The organism is Amycolatopsis sp. cmx-11-12, assembly GCF_046269425.1.
Taxonomy (GTDB): domain Bacteria; phylum Actinomycetota; class Actinomycetes; order Mycobacteriales; family Pseudonocardiaceae; genus Amycolatopsis.
Map to the genome: position 1 here is coordinate 91,673 of NZ_JADNQM010000013.1, position 13,860 is coordinate 105,532.

A 13,860-nucleotide genomic window follows, 5' to 3' on the forward strand; every position below is an offset into this window, starting at 1 on the left:
ATGTCCGGGTACTACGAGATCCGTCACATCGTCGGGTTCGAGGAGACGAACCTGGTCGGCAACGTCTACTACGTGAACTATCTGCGCTGGCAGGGACGATGCCGCGAGATGTTCCTCAAAGACAGGGCCCCGGCGGTGCTGGAGGAGGTACGCGACGACCTCAAGCTCTTCACGCTCAAGGTCGATTGCGAGTTCTTCGCGGAGATCACCGCCTTCGACGAACTGGCGGTACGGATGCGGCTCGAGGAACTGACGCAGACGCAGATCCAGTTCACCTTCGACTACGTACTGCTGGGGCGGGACGGCGAAGAGACGCTGGTCGCCCAGGGCCGTCAACGCATCGCTTGCATGCGAGGCCCCAACACGGCGACAGTCCCGACCAGGGTTCCTGAAGCGCTCCGCGACGCGCTCGCGCCTTATGCGGTGTCGACGGCGGCGGTGAGCCCCTGATGGGCGGCGACGTCACACCGGGGCCGGGGCGCGGCTCCCCGGTACTCGCCAGGAACCCGGTACCCACCCGGTTCCGCGAGACGATGTCCCGGTTCGCCACCGGGGTCACGGTCCTCACCACGGGTGGCGAACGGGTGCACGGGATGACCGCCAACGCGTTCACCTCGGTGTCGCTCGAACCGCCGCTGGTGCTGTGCTGTGTGTCCCGGGCGGCGGTGATGCACGAGGCGATCACCGCCACCGGGTCGTTCGGCGTATCCGTGCTGGGTGCCCGGCAGCAAGATCTGGCGAAGTACTTCGCCGGCCGGTCGCGGCCCCTGGGCGCCGCCCAGTTCGACCCCGTCGAGTGGGTACCGGGTCCGCGTACCGGCGCCCCTCTGCTGACCGGCGCGCTCGCCTGGCTCGAGTGCGAACTGGTCGACGGGCACCAGGGTGGGGACCACTCCATCTTCGTCGGGTCGGTCCTGGCGTCCACCGTGGGCGCCGGGCACGACGCGCTCGTCTTTTTCGGCGGAGCCTTCGGGCAGACGGACCAAGGGCAGGGCGTGGCCCGGCTCGACCGAGGAGGAACCTGATGCAGGCCAGCGGATCGCCGGGCACCGCCCGGGAAGGGACCAAAGTGGACAGAACGCCGTGGCCGGTGATCTCGTCTTGAGCACTTTCGAGCGAGAAGCCAGTCCGAGGATCCCGTTCGAAGAGCGTGCCGCCTCGGTCGTGTCGATGCGCGAGCTGCGCGAACGGCGGGACAGCCTGCACCGGGACACGCTCGCCGGCGGCCACACGGCCGTGGAACGACAGCGCGCGAGCGGGAAGCGCACCGCACGGGAGCGATTGGACCTCCTGCTCGACGAAGGATCGTTCGTCGAGCTCGGCCTGCATAGACGGCAGCTGCCGACAGGTCCGTTGAGTCCCCGTGAGCGGCCGCGGACCGATGGCGTGGTCGTGGGATCCGGGACGATCGAGGGCCGCCAGGTGTTCGTCTACGCCCAGGACTTCTCCATTTTCGGTGGCTCACTGGGCGAAGCGCACGCGGCGAAGATCCACAAGGTGATGGATCTGGCGCTGGAGACCGGTTCGCCGTTGATCGGGCTGAACGACAGCGGCGGTGCGCGGATCCAGGAGGGGGTGATGGCGTTGCACGGCTACGGCGGGATCTTTCGCCGTCAGGTCGCCGCCTCGGGCATCATCCCGCAGATCAGCGTGGTGCTCGGCCCCTGTGCGGGCGGCGCCACCTACTCGCCCGCGCTGGCCGACTTCACCTTCATGGTCCGTGACATCGCGAAGATGTACCTGACCGGCCCCGCGGTCGTGAAGGCCGTCACCGGCGAGCACGTCAGTCACGAGGAACTCGGCGGGGCCGGGGTGCACGGCGAGTCCTCGGGGGTGGCGACCTTCGTGTACGACGACGAACCGGGTTGCCTGGAAGATGTCCGTCACCTGGTCTCGCTGCTGCCGTCCAACAACATGGAGCTGCCACCTCGCTCCGCCGCGTCGGGCGCGGACACGGACGTGCGCCCCCGGCTGGCCGAGATCGTGCCCGCGGATCCGGCCAAGCCCTACGACGTCCGTGACGTGATCGCGGAGGTGACCGACGACGGCGCGTACTTCGAACTGCACGAGGGCTGGGCGGCCAACATCGTGTGCGCGTTCGCCCGCGTCGACGGTGAGGTGGTGGGGATCGTCGGCAACCAGCCGATCGTGCTCGCCGGAGTGCTGGACGCCGACGCGGCACAGAAGGCGGCACGGTTCGTGCGGTTTTGTGACGCCTTCGGTATTCCTCTGATCACCCTGGTGGACGTACCGGGCTTCCTGCCCGGCAGCGAACAGGAGCGCGGGGGCATCATCCGTCACGGAGCGAAGCTGCTCTACGCCTATTGCGAGGCGACCGTGCCACGCATCCAGGTGATCCTGCGAAAGGCATACGGCGGCGCCTACATCGTCATGGACTCCCGCTCAGTGGGCAACGACCTGTCCCTGGCCTGGCCCACCAACGAGATCGCCGTGATGGGCGCGGAGGGGGCGGTGGACATCCTGTTCCGCCGCGAACTCGCCGCCGTCGACGACCAGCGGGAGCTGCGTGCCGAGCTGCTGGCGCACTACACCGAACAGCTGATCCATCCGTACTACGCGGCCGAGCGGGGCCTGGTGGACGACGTGATCGACCCGGCGGAGACCCGGTCCCTGATCGCCAAGGGGCTGGCCATGTTGCGGGACAAGAGAAGGCAGCCTTTCCGGCGGAAACACGGAAACGTGCCGCTGTAGGCCAGGTGGCCCGGCCCGTTCGCGGCGGGCACAATGCGCGGTATCGAAATACAAGAGGGGCCCGGAGCGAATCCGGGCAATTCTTGTATTTCGTGCCGAAAGCCGCGAAAAGGTGAAGTCGGAAGGCTATCCGACTTCCGTGAGTATCGACGACCTGATTTCCAGCAGGGCGAGCACTACCGGGGGATCGATCATTCGCTTGGGCGTGAGAGTCAGATTCACCGGCCCGCAGGAGACGCCGGCGCCTACTGTTATGGGGCCATATGCGCCAACCGACAACCCGAGGTCGTCATCGACCGGGACGCGTAAAACCTCATTGCGGTCCTTGGACAACGAGTGCGACAGTACGTACCATTCCCCGTTCGGAACGTCGTCGATGCGAAAGTGGCCCGGCCTGTCGAGCACGGTGCACTTGATCGGGCGTCCTTGGGGGATGCGGCCAGGGAACACGCCTACGAACACCACGCCGAGTTCGTCCGGGTGCTGTGCCGTGACCTTCCCGTGCACCACGCCCGTGTTGTGGCTGTTCCTGCCGGCCCTGCCCTGGCAGCGCAGCTGGGCGACCCCGCCGCCGCTCCGGTACTCGGTCGGCGAGACCCCGACGGCCTTGCTGAACGTCGTGCTGAAGGTGCCGACGCTGGAGTAGCCGACCAAATGGCTCACTTCGATCACGTTGATGGAGGTCGTCAGCAGCAGCCGTTTGGCCTCTTGCAGCCTGATGGCGGTGAGGAAACGCCCAGGGGAAATTCCGGTCACTCGCTGAAACATTCTTGTGAAATAAAACTTGCTGAACATGGCGACTCGCGCCAGATCTTCGACTGTCACCTTTTCATTGAAATTCTCGAACATGTATCCGACTGCACGATCAACTGCACGCTCGGAAGAAGTCATACTTTCCCCAGTCCCCTTGTGACAACCGAACTCGTAATCCCTTCAATGTCACTTTAAAACAGTACCAAGCGATTCAGGGGTCGTCAAAGGAAGCGATCTTCTTATCATGGCGACCGAACCTCGCACTAGTGATCGCGGACTTGTTCACCGCAACGGCCCATGGTGCAATTCGCAGAGTGATCCCTTTAGCGTCAAGGGTCTTACGTGGCCAAAATAAGGGAGGTCCTGAGGAGGTGCGGGACCGGGACGGACGTGACCCAAAGTGACTTTGATCGGGTGATACTCCCAGCACCGTGGCCGATAAGGGCACGGGGGAAGACGTGGCGCTCACGAGTGCCTGTTGCGTTCGCGCCCCACCCGGGTGCGACGGGATTCGATCCCCATCGCACCCGGGTGGCTGCGGTCATTTCCGGGCGGTGTCCTGCAAAAGCCAGTCGAGCGCCTCGACCGCGGAGCTGAGGACCGAAATGTGCCCTTCGTCCGGCCGCAGCCAGAGCTTCGCCGAATCGCACCGGTTCGCCAGCCATTCGGCGTGCGCGCTGGGCGCGATCCGGTCCTGGCCGCCGTGGATCAGCAGTACCGGCGGACGCACCTGCCCGAGGTCGCAACCCCACTCCGCGACATAGGCCAGCTCGTCGTCCATCATGCCGCCGGGGTCACCCTGGATGGCCTTCTCCGCGACTTCACCCAGCCAAGACCATTCGCCCGAAAGCAGGTCGTGGTCAGCGGGCGTGAACTCGTCCGGGTCGAACTCACTGTCGGAGAGGAAGTCTTCCAGCTGTGCCCGCCCCTCCGAAGCGGCGCGAAGCCTTCTCTCACCGGAGGCGCTCATCCCCGCGAACCAGTCGAGTCCCTCGACTCCCACCGGGGCCAGCCCGGAAACGCAGACCGCGCCCAGTACGCGCTCGGGCAGCAGCGCGGCGCACGCCAGCGCGTGCGAGCCGCCGCCGGAATGCCCCATCACCGCGAACTTCTCGACACCCAGCGCGTCGGCGATCGCGGCCACGTCGGCTGCCACCGACGAGATGGCCCGGCCGGGGTGGGGCGTCGATCCGCCGTAGCCGGGCCGATCGTGCGAAACCCACCGCACGCCTCGTTCGGCCGCGGCGGCGAGCAGCGGCTCGGGTGGCGCGCCGACGTTCGGGGTGCCGTGATGCCAGAACACGAGAAGTCGCGTTTCGGTGTCGCCTGGGCCGGTGTCGTAGACGTGCAACGTGCGGCCGTCATTCAGTGCCAGGTCTGTTTCCGTCACCATGCGCAGAGCCTAGCCCAGGCAACCGCCCCGAATTCGGCGGCCAAGCCCACGACGGAAAGGGAGAACCCGCCCGAAAACAGTCGGCGAATGTATCGGTGGATCGCTTCTGCCACGACATCGGGAATCGTGGCACATTCTCCGGAATCGGCTCCCGTGAGCAGGGCCCGCTCAGGCGCGCCAGCGTGCTGTCGGCAGCGAGGGGACCCGGTGACCTCGGTGGCCGGTCATCTCCTCGTTCGCGACGAGCGCGTTGAGCACGGCTTCTTCGGTCGCCTGCACCACGGCTTCGAAGAACGGGTCGAGCCTGCCCCAGGGAACGAACCGGAGGTTCTCGTACTCGGCTTCCTCGGTCCGGGGGAAGCGGCTGGTGAGCGAGCCAGGGTTCGCCGTGCTGAACGCGAGGAAGAGGTCGCCGGAGAAGTGCGAGCCCGCGGTGCCGGTGCGGGCGAGGCCGAGCGGGACCCGGCGCGCGAGCGAGGTGCATTGGCCCGGCAACAGGGGAGCGTCGGTGCCCACGATCACGATCACCGACCCCGCGCCCGACGGCGCCGCCCACTTCTCCTCCATCGGGTTGTCCGCGCTCAGCTCGATTCCGACCGGTTCACCGCCGACGGTGAGTTCGCGGCGTGAGCCGAAGTTGGCCTGCACCAACACGCCCACGGTGTACTCGTCGTCCCCATAGGGCACCAGGCGGGAGGCCGTGCCGGTGCCGCCCTTGAAGCCGTAACAGGTCATCCCGGTTCCGCCGCCGACGGAGCCCTCGTCGACCGGGCCGGTCCGCGCGGCGTCGATCGCGTCGATGGCGTGTCCATTGTGGATGGTCGGCGCGGTGCTGTCGTTCAGGTAGCCGTCCCAGGTTTCGGCGACCACCGGCAGCAGCCATTCGGCCGCCACGTCGGGCCGTTCGCGCACCACCCAGTCGATCACGCCTCGGTGACAGGCGCCGACAGCGTGGGTGGAGGTGATCAGCACCGGCAGCGTCAGTGAACCGGTCTCGGCCAGCCAAGCGGTGCCGGTCATCTCGCCGTTGCCGTTGAGCGCGTATGTCCCGGCCGCGCACGGCACGGCGAAATCCGCGCGTCCGCGCGGCAGCACGGCGGTGACGCCGGTGCGCACGGACTCGCCTTCGACGAGTGTCGTGAAGCCGATCTCGACGCCGGGGACGTCGGTGAGCGCGTTGTGCTCGCCGGTCCGGCCTGGCAGGGGGACACCCAGATCGCGGGCGCGGGTCATGAACGTTCCTCCAGGGGATTCGTGGTGGCGGTGCGGGCGTAGGACAGCAACATCGCTTCGGCGGTCGCGGTTTCCAGCGTCGGCACGGCTTGGGTGAGGTGCAGGCCGTAGCCGTCTTCCAGCGCGACGAGGTTCCGCGCGATCGACACCGCGTCCGTGGTCAGCACGAACTCGCCGGTGGCGGCGCCGGCTTCGAGGATGCCGGTGTAGATCCGCACCTGCTGTTCGTAAAGCGTGATGTGCCGGGCGGCGTACACGGGATCGCGGCGGGCGATCGTGCCGAGTTCGTAGAGCAGCACGCAGAGTTCGTCGTCGGGGCCGGCGGGCAGGCCACTGCGGATCATCGAGAGCAGCCGTTCGCCAGGGGCCGTCTTCGCGCTCGCGGCCTGTTCCCTCGCCGAACAGAAGCGTGCCACCGCCTCACGCTGCACCTCCTGGAGCAGGTCGGCGAGGGTGGGGAAGTAGTACAGGACCGAACCCGACGACAATCCCGCGCCCTCGGCGATGTCCCGCAGCCGCAGGTTCAGCACGCCGCGTTCGAGGACGGCGCGTCCGGCCACCTCGATCAGTTCGGCCCGTCGCTCCGGTGCCTTGCTCGGTCTCGCCATGGGTTCATTCTTCGAACCTTCTTCAAAAAACGCAAGACCTGATCCGGATCAGGTCTTGACGTCACACGGTGAAGAGCCTTTGATGCGTGCTCAACAGTTCTTCGAAGGAGACTCAAAGAACCCACCTTCCAGGAGGTCGGCCGTGTCCACTCCCGCCCTACGCCGCGGTCTGCGCACCCTCGGCACGCTGCTCATCACGCTTTCCGCGATCAGTCCCGCCTCGTCGGTCTTCATCATCGCGCCGGGAGTGATCTCCGGCGCCGGGACGGGCGCCTTCTACAGCTTCGTGGCCGCCGCGGTCGTGGGCGTGTTCATGGCCTTCGTCTACGCCGAACTCGCGTCGGCCTTCCCGCTGGCCGGCGGGGAATACGCGATCGTCACCCGCACGCTCGGGAGGTTGCCAGGGTTCGCCGTACTGGGCCTGATGATCATCACGCAGGTGCTCATCGTGGCGGTGATCGCGCTCGGCGTCGGCACCTATCTCGGCGTGCTCATGCCCGGCGTACCCGGCCCGGTGATCGCCGCCGTGACCTGCGTGGTCGCGGCCGTGGTCGGCGTGTTCGACATCAAGCTCAACGCCTGGGTGACCGGGATCTTCCTCGCCATCGAGATCCTCGCGCTGATCGTGGTCAGCGCGCTCGGGCTGTTCAACCCGGCGCGGTCGTTCAGCGAGCTGCTCGCGCATCCGGTCGCCTTCGATGGGAGCCCGGCGACGGTCGGCGCCATCGCGATCGCCACCTCGGTCGCGATCTTCGCCTACAACGGCTACGGCTCGGCGGTGTACTTCGGCGAGGAGACGCAGGACGCCTCCCGCGGGATCGCCCGCGCGATCCTGCTGGCGCTCGGCATCACGGTGCTCGCCGAATTGATCCCGGTGACCGCGGTCCTGCTCGGCGCGCCCGACCTGAACGCGTTGTTCGCCTCGGAGAACATGTTGTCCTACTTCATCGACTCGCGTGGCGGCGGAACACTCGACACCGTGCTCGGCCTGGCGGTCGCGCTCGCGATCGTCAACGCGGTGCTGGCGATCGTGCTGATCAGCTCGCGGATGCTGTTCAGCAGCGGCCGCGACCGGGCGTGGCCTTCGCCGGTCAACCGGGCGCTGTCCGCGGTGCACCCGAAGTTCGGGACGCCATGGGTGGCCACCGTCGGCACCGGCCTGGTGGCCGCGCTGCTCTGCTTCGTCGACCCGAAACTGCTGCTCGTGGTGACGAGCACGTCGATCGTCGCGGTTTACGCGGCGCTGTGTCTCGGCGCGATCGTCGGCCGCCGCACCGGCGCCACGGCGCACGCCAAGTACCGGATGCCCTGGTTCCCGGTCGCGCCGGTGCTGGCGCTCGCCGTGCTGGTGTTCGTCGTCTACCAGAACCTGCTCGATCCGGCGGTGGGACGGCCGAGCCTGATCGTCACGGCCTGCGTCGCCCTGCTGTCGATCGCGTACTACGTCCTGGTGCTGCGGCGAAAAGGCGGCTGGAAGCTCGCCGCTGTCACGGAAGAGAAGGTCACCGAGGAGCACGCCTGATCAGGTGTACTCCGCGATCTCCACGCCGTACGTGCCCGGTTCGAGGGCCTCGAAGATGTGCGGGATGTCGCCGGGGTAGCAGATGTAGTCGCCGGGCAGCAGTTCGACCGGGTCGTCCTGCGGCCCGACCCTGGCCCGCCCGGCGCTGAGGATCATGTGCTCGACGATGCCGCTCATATGCGGATCCGAAAGCCGCGGCTTCCCGGGCTCGGCGCGAATCAGGTACACGTCGCGCCGGGCTCCGGGCGGGCAGGAACTGAGCAGCGTGCACGCGTAGTCGGCGTGTTCGGCGAACACCGTCGGCCCGCTGCCCGACCGGATGACCTGCACCCGGGGGCGCTCGGGCTCGACCACCCGGGAGAACGGGACGTCGAGCGCGACACACAGCGCCCAGATCGTCTCGACACTCGGGTTCCCGGCCCCGGACTCCAACTGGGAGAGCGTGGACTTCGCGATGCCGGCGCGTTTGGCGACCTCGGTGAGGGACAGCCCGGTGCGGGCGCGCTCCCGGCGCAGGGACATGGCGATGACGTCCAGTGGTGCGCCGTCGGACGCGGTCGGGGACATGCGTTCGCTCCATCGGTCGTTGCGTTCGCCTTGACGAACACGGGTGCGTTCGTTCATCGTATGACGCTATGCGTTCGATATGGCGAACAGCCACCCGTGTCCTGGGGCGCGATCTTCTCCGTGACATCGGACTGGTCTGCCTCGCCGACACCATTGTCGGCATCTCCTACGGCGCGATCGCCGTGGGCTCCGGCTTCCCGATCTGGGCGCCGATGCTGCTTTCCGTGCTGGTCTTCGCCGGTGCCTCGCAGTTCATGTTCGTCGGCATCATCGCCGCCGGCGGCAGCCCGGTCGCGGCCGTCGCGGCCGGTCTGCTGGCCAACGCCCGGCACCTGCCGTTCGGCTTCGCGATCGGCGACGTCCTGGGGAAGCGATGGTCGTCGAGGGTGGTCGGCAGTCACCTCATGATCGACGAATCGGTCGCGTTCGCGCTGGCTCAGCGCGACGAGGCCCGCCGTCGCGCGGCCTACTGGGTGTGCGGGATCGGGCTGTTCGTGTGCTGGAACGTCGGTGTCCTCGCCGGGGCGTTCGCCGGGACGGCGATCAGTGACACGGACGCCTTCGGGCTCGACGCGGCCTTCCCCGCGGTCCTGCTCGCGCTGGTCCTGCCGTCGCTGCGCGACCGCGCCACCCGGCTGCCGGTGTTCGTCGGGGTGGCCGTCGCACTGGCCACGACACCGTTTCTGCCCGCCGGGCTGCCGGTGCTGCTCGCGCTGGTCGGCGTGCTGGCCGGAGTGGCCGCGAAAGAACCCGCCGAACGCGAACCCGAGGGAGTGCACTGATGGATCCGCTCGAACTGATCATCGCGGGCGGTGTGCTCGCTGCCGGAACCTTCGCCTTCCGCTTCGCAGGACCGGTGCTGAAGGCGCGGTTCACCGTGTCACCCAAGGTCGAGAAACTGATGGCACGCTCGGCCGTCGTCCTGCTGGCCGCGCTGGTCGCGGTCGCCGCGCTCACCGAGGGGCACGAGTTCGCCGGATACGCCCGGCCCGCCGGTGTCCTGGTCGGCGGCGTGCTCGCCTGGCGCAAGGCGCCGTTCGCGCTGGTCGTCGTGGCGGCCGCCGCGACCGCCGCCCTGCTGCGGCTCGCCGGGGTCCCCTGACCTGGCCGTTCCCCGGAGCGCCTAAGCTAAGGGGAACGTTTTTCGGGAGGTCGGGTGGCGATCGCGACGGGGGCACGGCCGGTGGTCGGCGTGCTCGCACTGCAGGGTGACGTGCGGGAGCACGCCGAGATGGTGGAGCGCGCCGGTGCGCGCGCCCTGCCGGTCCGCCGCGCGAGCGAACTGTCCGAAGTGGACGGTCTGGTGCTGCCGGGCGGCGAGTCGACCACGATGTCGAGGCTGCTCGAGACCTTCGAACTGCTCGAACCCCTGCGCGAGCGCATCGCGGACGGACTGCCCGCGTTCGGCTCCTGCGCCGGGATGATCCTGCTCGCCCGCCAGGCCCTCGACGGTCGCCCTGACCAGCGGCAACTCGGCGGACTCGACGTCGTCGTCCGGCGGAACGCGTTCGGACGACAGGTCGATTCATTCGAGGCCGATCTCGACTTCACCGGTATCGAAGGCGGCCCGGTGCACGCTGTGTTCATCCGCGCCCCGTGGGTCGAAAAAGCGGGCGACGGTGTGGAGGTACTCGCCAGTGTCCCCGAAATGCCGGGCTCGGACGACACGACCGCTAGGATCGTCGCGGTCCGGCAGGGGGCGGTACTCGCCACGTCGTTCCACCCCGAACTCACCGGGGACGAGCGCGTGCACAGGCTGTTCGTCGACCTCGTGCGGCAGGCTTAGGCAAAACCGACACTGTGCTCAGCGGCGGGCACAGGAGTAGATGGAGGAGAGATGAGCGGCCACTCCAAGTGGGCCACCACGAAGCACAAGAAGGCCAACCTGGACGCGAAGCGCGGCAAGCTCTTCGCCCGGTTGATCAAGAACATCGAGGTGGCTGGACGGACCGGCGGTGGCGACCCGGATGGCAACCCGACGCTCTACGACGCCATCCAGAAGGCCAAGAAGAACTCGGTCCCGCAGGACAACATCGAGCGCGCGCGCAAGCGTGGTGCCGGTGAAGAAGCGGGCGGCGCCGACTGGCAGACCATCACCTACGAAGGCTACGGCCCGAACGGTGTGGCCGTGCTGATCGAATGCCTCACCGACAACAAGAACCGCGCCGCCATGGAGGTCCGGACCGCGCTCACCCGGAACAACGGCTCGCTCGCCGACCCGGGTTCGGTCTCCTACATGTTCAACCGCAAGGGCGTCGTGATCATGCCCAAGGGTGAGGCTGCCGAGGACGACGTCCTCATGGCCGTGCTCGACGCGGGCGCCGAAGAGGTCAACGACCTCGACGAGAACTTCGAGATCGTCTCCGAGGCCACGGACCTCGTCCCCGTCCGGAAAGCCTTGCAGGAGGCCGGTTTCGAGTACGAGTCCGCGGATCTCACGTTCCTGCCGTCGGTCAGTGTCCCGCTGGACGTCGAGGGCGCGAAGAAGGTCTTCAAGCTCATCGACGCCCTCGAAGATTGCGACGACGTGCAGAACGTTTATGCGAACTTCGACGTCTCCGACGAGGTCATGGCCGAGGTAGGCTGATCGTTTTTCCCGCCATGCCGCGGAAAATCCGTCCCGGGACTAGGTGCAGACACGGACGTGGGGCAGAATGTCGCGCGTGACGACCTCCGAAGCCGATGCCCTCACCGCCGAAGAAACCGAACTCATCCAATGGATCGAGTCTCAGGCGCAGGCGAGAGGGAACGCGGTCATCGCGGTCGAGGGCGACGAGGAGGAAGCGGCCTTCTGCTTCACCGCGTGCGCCTGGGCGCTGCACGGTGTCGCGGAAGCGGTCGTGATCGGCCTGCCCGAGAACATGGGGCCGGTCCTGCTCGACGCCTACGTCGACCGCGCGGCCGCCGGCGAGATCTTCGAGGTCGGCAGGCGCTACGACGATTTCTTCGAGGGCGCGCCGGTGGTCTTCGAACGGGTCGCGAAGGGGCACTATCCCGAGTACTTCGGGAGCGCGTTCCTGATCTACCCGGACGGGGACTTCCCGGCGCTGCAACTGCTCGTCGCCACGCCGGACGGGCATTTCCCGTGGCACCCGGACGCGCCGGAGGGCTTCGCGCGATACCAGCCGGTGCTGACCGAATCCGGTGACCCGGAGAGCTGGACACCGGGCGTCGACGGCCCCTGAGTCCACGGCCACCTGAACCCCCTCGGTACCGGCGCCCTTGCTCACTTGAAGTACATGAAGGCCCCCTTCCTTGCGCCAGGCGCAAGGAAGGGGGCCTTCATGTACTTGGGGAGAGTGCGCCGCGGCCGCAACTAGAGGGCTACTTGCGGCCTCAAGCAAGCCAGGGCGCCAGGTCCTCGGCGGCTCCCGGCCACTCCGCGGCCAGAGCGGCGGCGGACCGGAACTCCACGCAGTCGTCCGTGTAAGGCGGCACCACGACGGTGCCGAGCAGACTCCACTCACCGGTGCTCACGGACGCCTGCCATACCCCGGCGGGCACCACCACCTGCGGACGCTGACCGGCCGCGACGTCCGGTCCCAGCACCGGCCGGGAGATCCGCCCGTCCGGGAACAGCAGCAGCATCCGCACCGGGGCCCCGGCGTGATGGGCGTAGATCTCCAGCCGGTCCAAGCGGTGCGGAGCCGAGGTCTCCGGCGCCGCCAGCAGGTAGTAGATCGCCGAAGCGGTCTCGTCGCGCCAGCTCTGTGCCCAGCGCCCGCCCTCCACGGGTAGCGGCTGGAGACCCAGATGTGCGGTGAAGTCGGCAGGGCTCGGCATGTCTCCATCCTGCCGTCTCTTGGTCCAGGTAGCCTCAGGCTCGAACTGATGTTCGCCGTAACAGCCGGAGCAGCGGAGGGAAACGCGTGCGGGTACTCGGGGTCGACCCCGGTCTGACCAGGTGCGGGCTCGGAGTGGTCGACGGCGGCACGGGCCGCACCGTCCGCGCCGTGGCCGTCGACGTCGTGCGGACGCCGCCCGACGCCGACCTTTCCGTACGCCTGCTGGGGATCTCCGACGCCGCCGAGCGGTGGATGGATCGCTACAAACCCGAGGCCGTCGCGGTGGAACGCGTTTTCGCACAGCACAACGTGCGCACCGCGATGGGCACCGCGCAGGCGGGCGGCGTCGTCGCGCTCGCCGCGGCCAAACGCGGGCTGCCGGTCGTCTTCCACACGCCGAGTGAGGTCAAAGCGGCCGTCACCGGCTCCGGCCGCGCGGACAAGGCGCAGGTCACCAGTATGGTCATGCGGCTGCTCGGCCTCGAGGTCAAACCGCATCCGGCGGACGCCGCGGACGCGCTCGCGCTCGCCATCTGCCATCTGTGGCGCGAACCGATGCGGGTCCGGCTCGCCGAAGCCGAGGCAAGGGCGGCCGAGATCGCCAAGAACCACAAGGCCAGGCTCGCCGCCGCGGCACAGCGCGCCAAAAAACAGGAAGCCAAAACGCAGGGAGCGGCACGATGATCTCCTCGGTACGCGGAGAAATCCTCTCCATCAGCCTCGACCACGTCGTGATCGAAGTTGGGGGAGTGGGCTTCGCCGTGCAGGCCACCCCCGCCACTCTCGCGACGCTTCGCCGCGGCGAGGAGGCGATGCTGCACACCGCGCTCGTGGTCCGCGAGGATTCCCTGACGCTGTTCGGTTTCGCCGACGCCGACGCCCGCGAACTGTTCGGCCTGTTGCAGACGGTCTCCGGGATCGGCCCGCGGCTCGCGCTGGCGACGTTGGCCGTCCTCGACCCCGACAAGCTGCGCTCCGCGCTGGTCGAAGGCAACATCACCGTGCTCACCCAGGTGCCCGGCATCGGCCGCAAGGGGGCAGAGCGGCTCACGCTCGAACTGCGCGACAAGGTCACCGCGCTCGCCGGCCCGACCGACGGCTCCCCGCCGATCGTCGCGCCCGGCGCGCTGCGCGGTGAGGTCGTCGAGGCGCTCGCGGGTCTCGGCTTCCCGGCCAAGCAGGCCGAACAGGCCGTCGACAAGGCGCTCGGCGAGGGCGAAGGCCACACGACGTCCTCCGTGCTGCGCGCCGCGTTGGCCACCCTCGGACGTAAGCGGTAGCTCACCA

Annotated in this window: 17 protein-coding genes; 11 read left to right on the forward strand and 6 right to left on the reverse strand. The window is 68.1% G+C overall.

The window, feature by feature from the left end:
* The 3 genes from ACLARN_RS19645 (at position 1) to ACLARN_RS19655 (ending at position 2,712) form a co-directional block, all read left to right on the forward strand.
* Positions 1–450 (forward strand): acyl-CoA thioesterase, encoded by a 450-nt coding sequence (locus ACLARN_RS19645; RefSeq protein ID WP_409492878.1) that lies wholly within the window; start codon positions 1–3, stop codon positions 448–450.
* On the forward strand, positions 450–1,025 hold the full coding sequence (locus tag ACLARN_RS19650; protein WP_409492879.1) for a flavin reductase family protein: 576 nt from the start codon (positions 450–452) through the stop codon (positions 1,023–1,025). The genes ACLARN_RS19645 and ACLARN_RS19650 overlap by 1 nt, the downstream gene beginning before the upstream one ends.
* Positions 1,026–1,170: 145 nt before the next feature.
* On the forward strand, positions 1,171–2,712 hold the full coding sequence (locus tag ACLARN_RS19655; RefSeq protein ID WP_409492982.1) for an acyl-CoA carboxylase subunit beta: 1,542 nt from the start codon (positions 1,171–1,173) through the stop codon (positions 2,710–2,712).
* A 126-nt stretch (positions 2,713–2,838) separates the two neighbouring features.
* On the opposite strand, the gene ACLARN_RS19660 is transcribed toward ACLARN_RS19655, so the two are convergent.
* From ACLARN_RS19660 to ACLARN_RS19675, 4 genes are all read right to left on the reverse strand, one after another.
* Entirely contained in the window at positions 2,839–3,561 is a 723-nt protein-coding gene (locus ACLARN_RS19660) for a helix-turn-helix transcriptional regulator (protein WP_409492880.1), read from the reverse strand.
* Positions 3,562–4,006: 445 nt separating this feature from the next.
* Positions 4,007–4,858, reverse strand: a complete 852-nt coding sequence (locus ACLARN_RS19665; RefSeq protein ID WP_409492881.1) for an alpha/beta fold hydrolase — start codon at positions 4,856–4,858, stop codon at positions 4,007–4,009.
* Between the two features lie 168 nt (positions 4,859–5,026).
* Complete coding sequence (locus ACLARN_RS19670) at positions 5,027–6,091, reverse strand: P1 family peptidase (RefSeq protein ID WP_409492882.1); 1,065 nt, start codon at positions 6,089–6,091, stop codon at positions 5,027–5,029.
* Entirely contained in the window at positions 6,088–6,699 is a 612-nt protein-coding gene (locus ACLARN_RS19675) for a TetR/AcrR family transcriptional regulator (RefSeq protein ID WP_409492883.1), read from the reverse strand. Before ACLARN_RS19675 ends, ACLARN_RS19670 begins: the two co-directional genes overlap by 4 nt.
* A gap of 142 nt (positions 6,700–6,841) precedes the next feature.
* Here ACLARN_RS19675 and ACLARN_RS19680 point away from each other — a divergent pair, with 142 nt between their 5' ends.
* Positions 6,842–8,221: an APC family permease gene (locus tag ACLARN_RS19680; protein WP_409492884.1), complete on the forward strand. Its 1,380-nt coding sequence runs from the start codon at positions 6,842–6,844 to the stop codon at positions 8,219–8,221.
* Here the strand turns inward: ACLARN_RS19680 and ACLARN_RS19685 are convergent, their stop codons facing one another.
* Positions 8,222–8,788 (reverse strand): helix-turn-helix domain-containing protein, encoded by a 567-nt coding sequence (locus ACLARN_RS19685; protein ID WP_219151444.1) that lies wholly within the window; start codon positions 8,786–8,788, stop codon positions 8,222–8,224. It lies immediately after the preceding gene.
* A 68-nt stretch (positions 8,789–8,856) separates the two neighbouring features.
* Between ACLARN_RS19685 and ACLARN_RS19690 the strand changes: the two genes are divergently transcribed.
* The 5 genes from ACLARN_RS19690 to ACLARN_RS19710 all read left to right on the forward strand — a co-directional run bounded on the left by ACLARN_RS19690 (position 8,857) and on the right by ACLARN_RS19710 (position 11,973).
* Positions 8,857–9,570, forward strand: a complete 714-nt coding sequence (locus ACLARN_RS19690) for an AzlC family ABC transporter permease (protein ID WP_409492885.1) — start codon at positions 8,857–8,859, stop codon at positions 9,568–9,570.
* A complete protein-coding gene (locus tag ACLARN_RS19695; RefSeq protein ID WP_409492886.1) occupies positions 9,570–9,890 on the forward strand; it encodes an AzlD domain-containing protein in 321 nt (106 codons plus the stop codon). Before ACLARN_RS19690 ends, ACLARN_RS19695 begins: the two co-directional genes overlap by 1 nt.
* A 54-nt stretch (positions 9,891–9,944) precedes the next feature.
* Positions 9,945–10,574 (forward strand): pyridoxal 5'-phosphate synthase glutaminase subunit PdxT, encoded by a 630-nt coding sequence (pdxT, locus tag ACLARN_RS19700; protein ID WP_409492887.1) that lies wholly within the window; start codon positions 9,945–9,947, stop codon positions 10,572–10,574.
* A 51-nt stretch (positions 10,575–10,625) separates the two neighbouring features.
* Positions 10,626–11,375, forward strand: a complete 750-nt coding sequence (locus tag ACLARN_RS19705; protein WP_076161730.1) for a YebC/PmpR family DNA-binding transcriptional regulator — start codon at positions 10,626–10,628, stop codon at positions 11,373–11,375.
* Between the two features lie 67 nt (positions 11,376–11,442).
* On the forward strand, positions 11,443–11,973 hold the full coding sequence (locus ACLARN_RS19710; protein ID WP_409492888.1) for a DUF4262 domain-containing protein: 531 nt from the start codon (positions 11,443–11,445) through the stop codon (positions 11,971–11,973).
* Positions 11,974–12,124: 151 nt separating this feature from the next.
* On the opposite strand, the gene ACLARN_RS19715 is transcribed toward ACLARN_RS19710, so the two are convergent.
* Entirely contained in the window at positions 12,125–12,571 is a 447-nt protein-coding gene (locus tag ACLARN_RS19715) for a cupin domain-containing protein (RefSeq protein WP_409492889.1), read from the reverse strand.
* Positions 12,572–12,657: 86 nt separating this feature from the next.
* On the opposite strand from ACLARN_RS19715, the gene ruvC reads away from it, so the two are divergent.
* Both ruvC and ruvA read left to right on the forward strand, forming a co-directional pair.
* Positions 12,658–13,257 (forward strand): crossover junction endodeoxyribonuclease RuvC, encoded by a 600-nt coding sequence (ruvC, locus tag ACLARN_RS19720; RefSeq protein ID WP_409492890.1) that lies wholly within the window; start codon positions 12,658–12,660, stop codon positions 13,255–13,257.
* On the forward strand, positions 13,254–13,853 hold the full coding sequence (ruvA, locus tag ACLARN_RS19725; RefSeq protein ID WP_409492891.1) for a Holliday junction branch migration protein RuvA: 600 nt from the start codon (positions 13,254–13,256) through the stop codon (positions 13,851–13,853). The genes ruvC and ruvA overlap by 4 nt, the downstream gene beginning before the upstream one ends.
* The last annotated feature ends 7 nt before the right edge of the window (positions 13,854–13,860 follow it).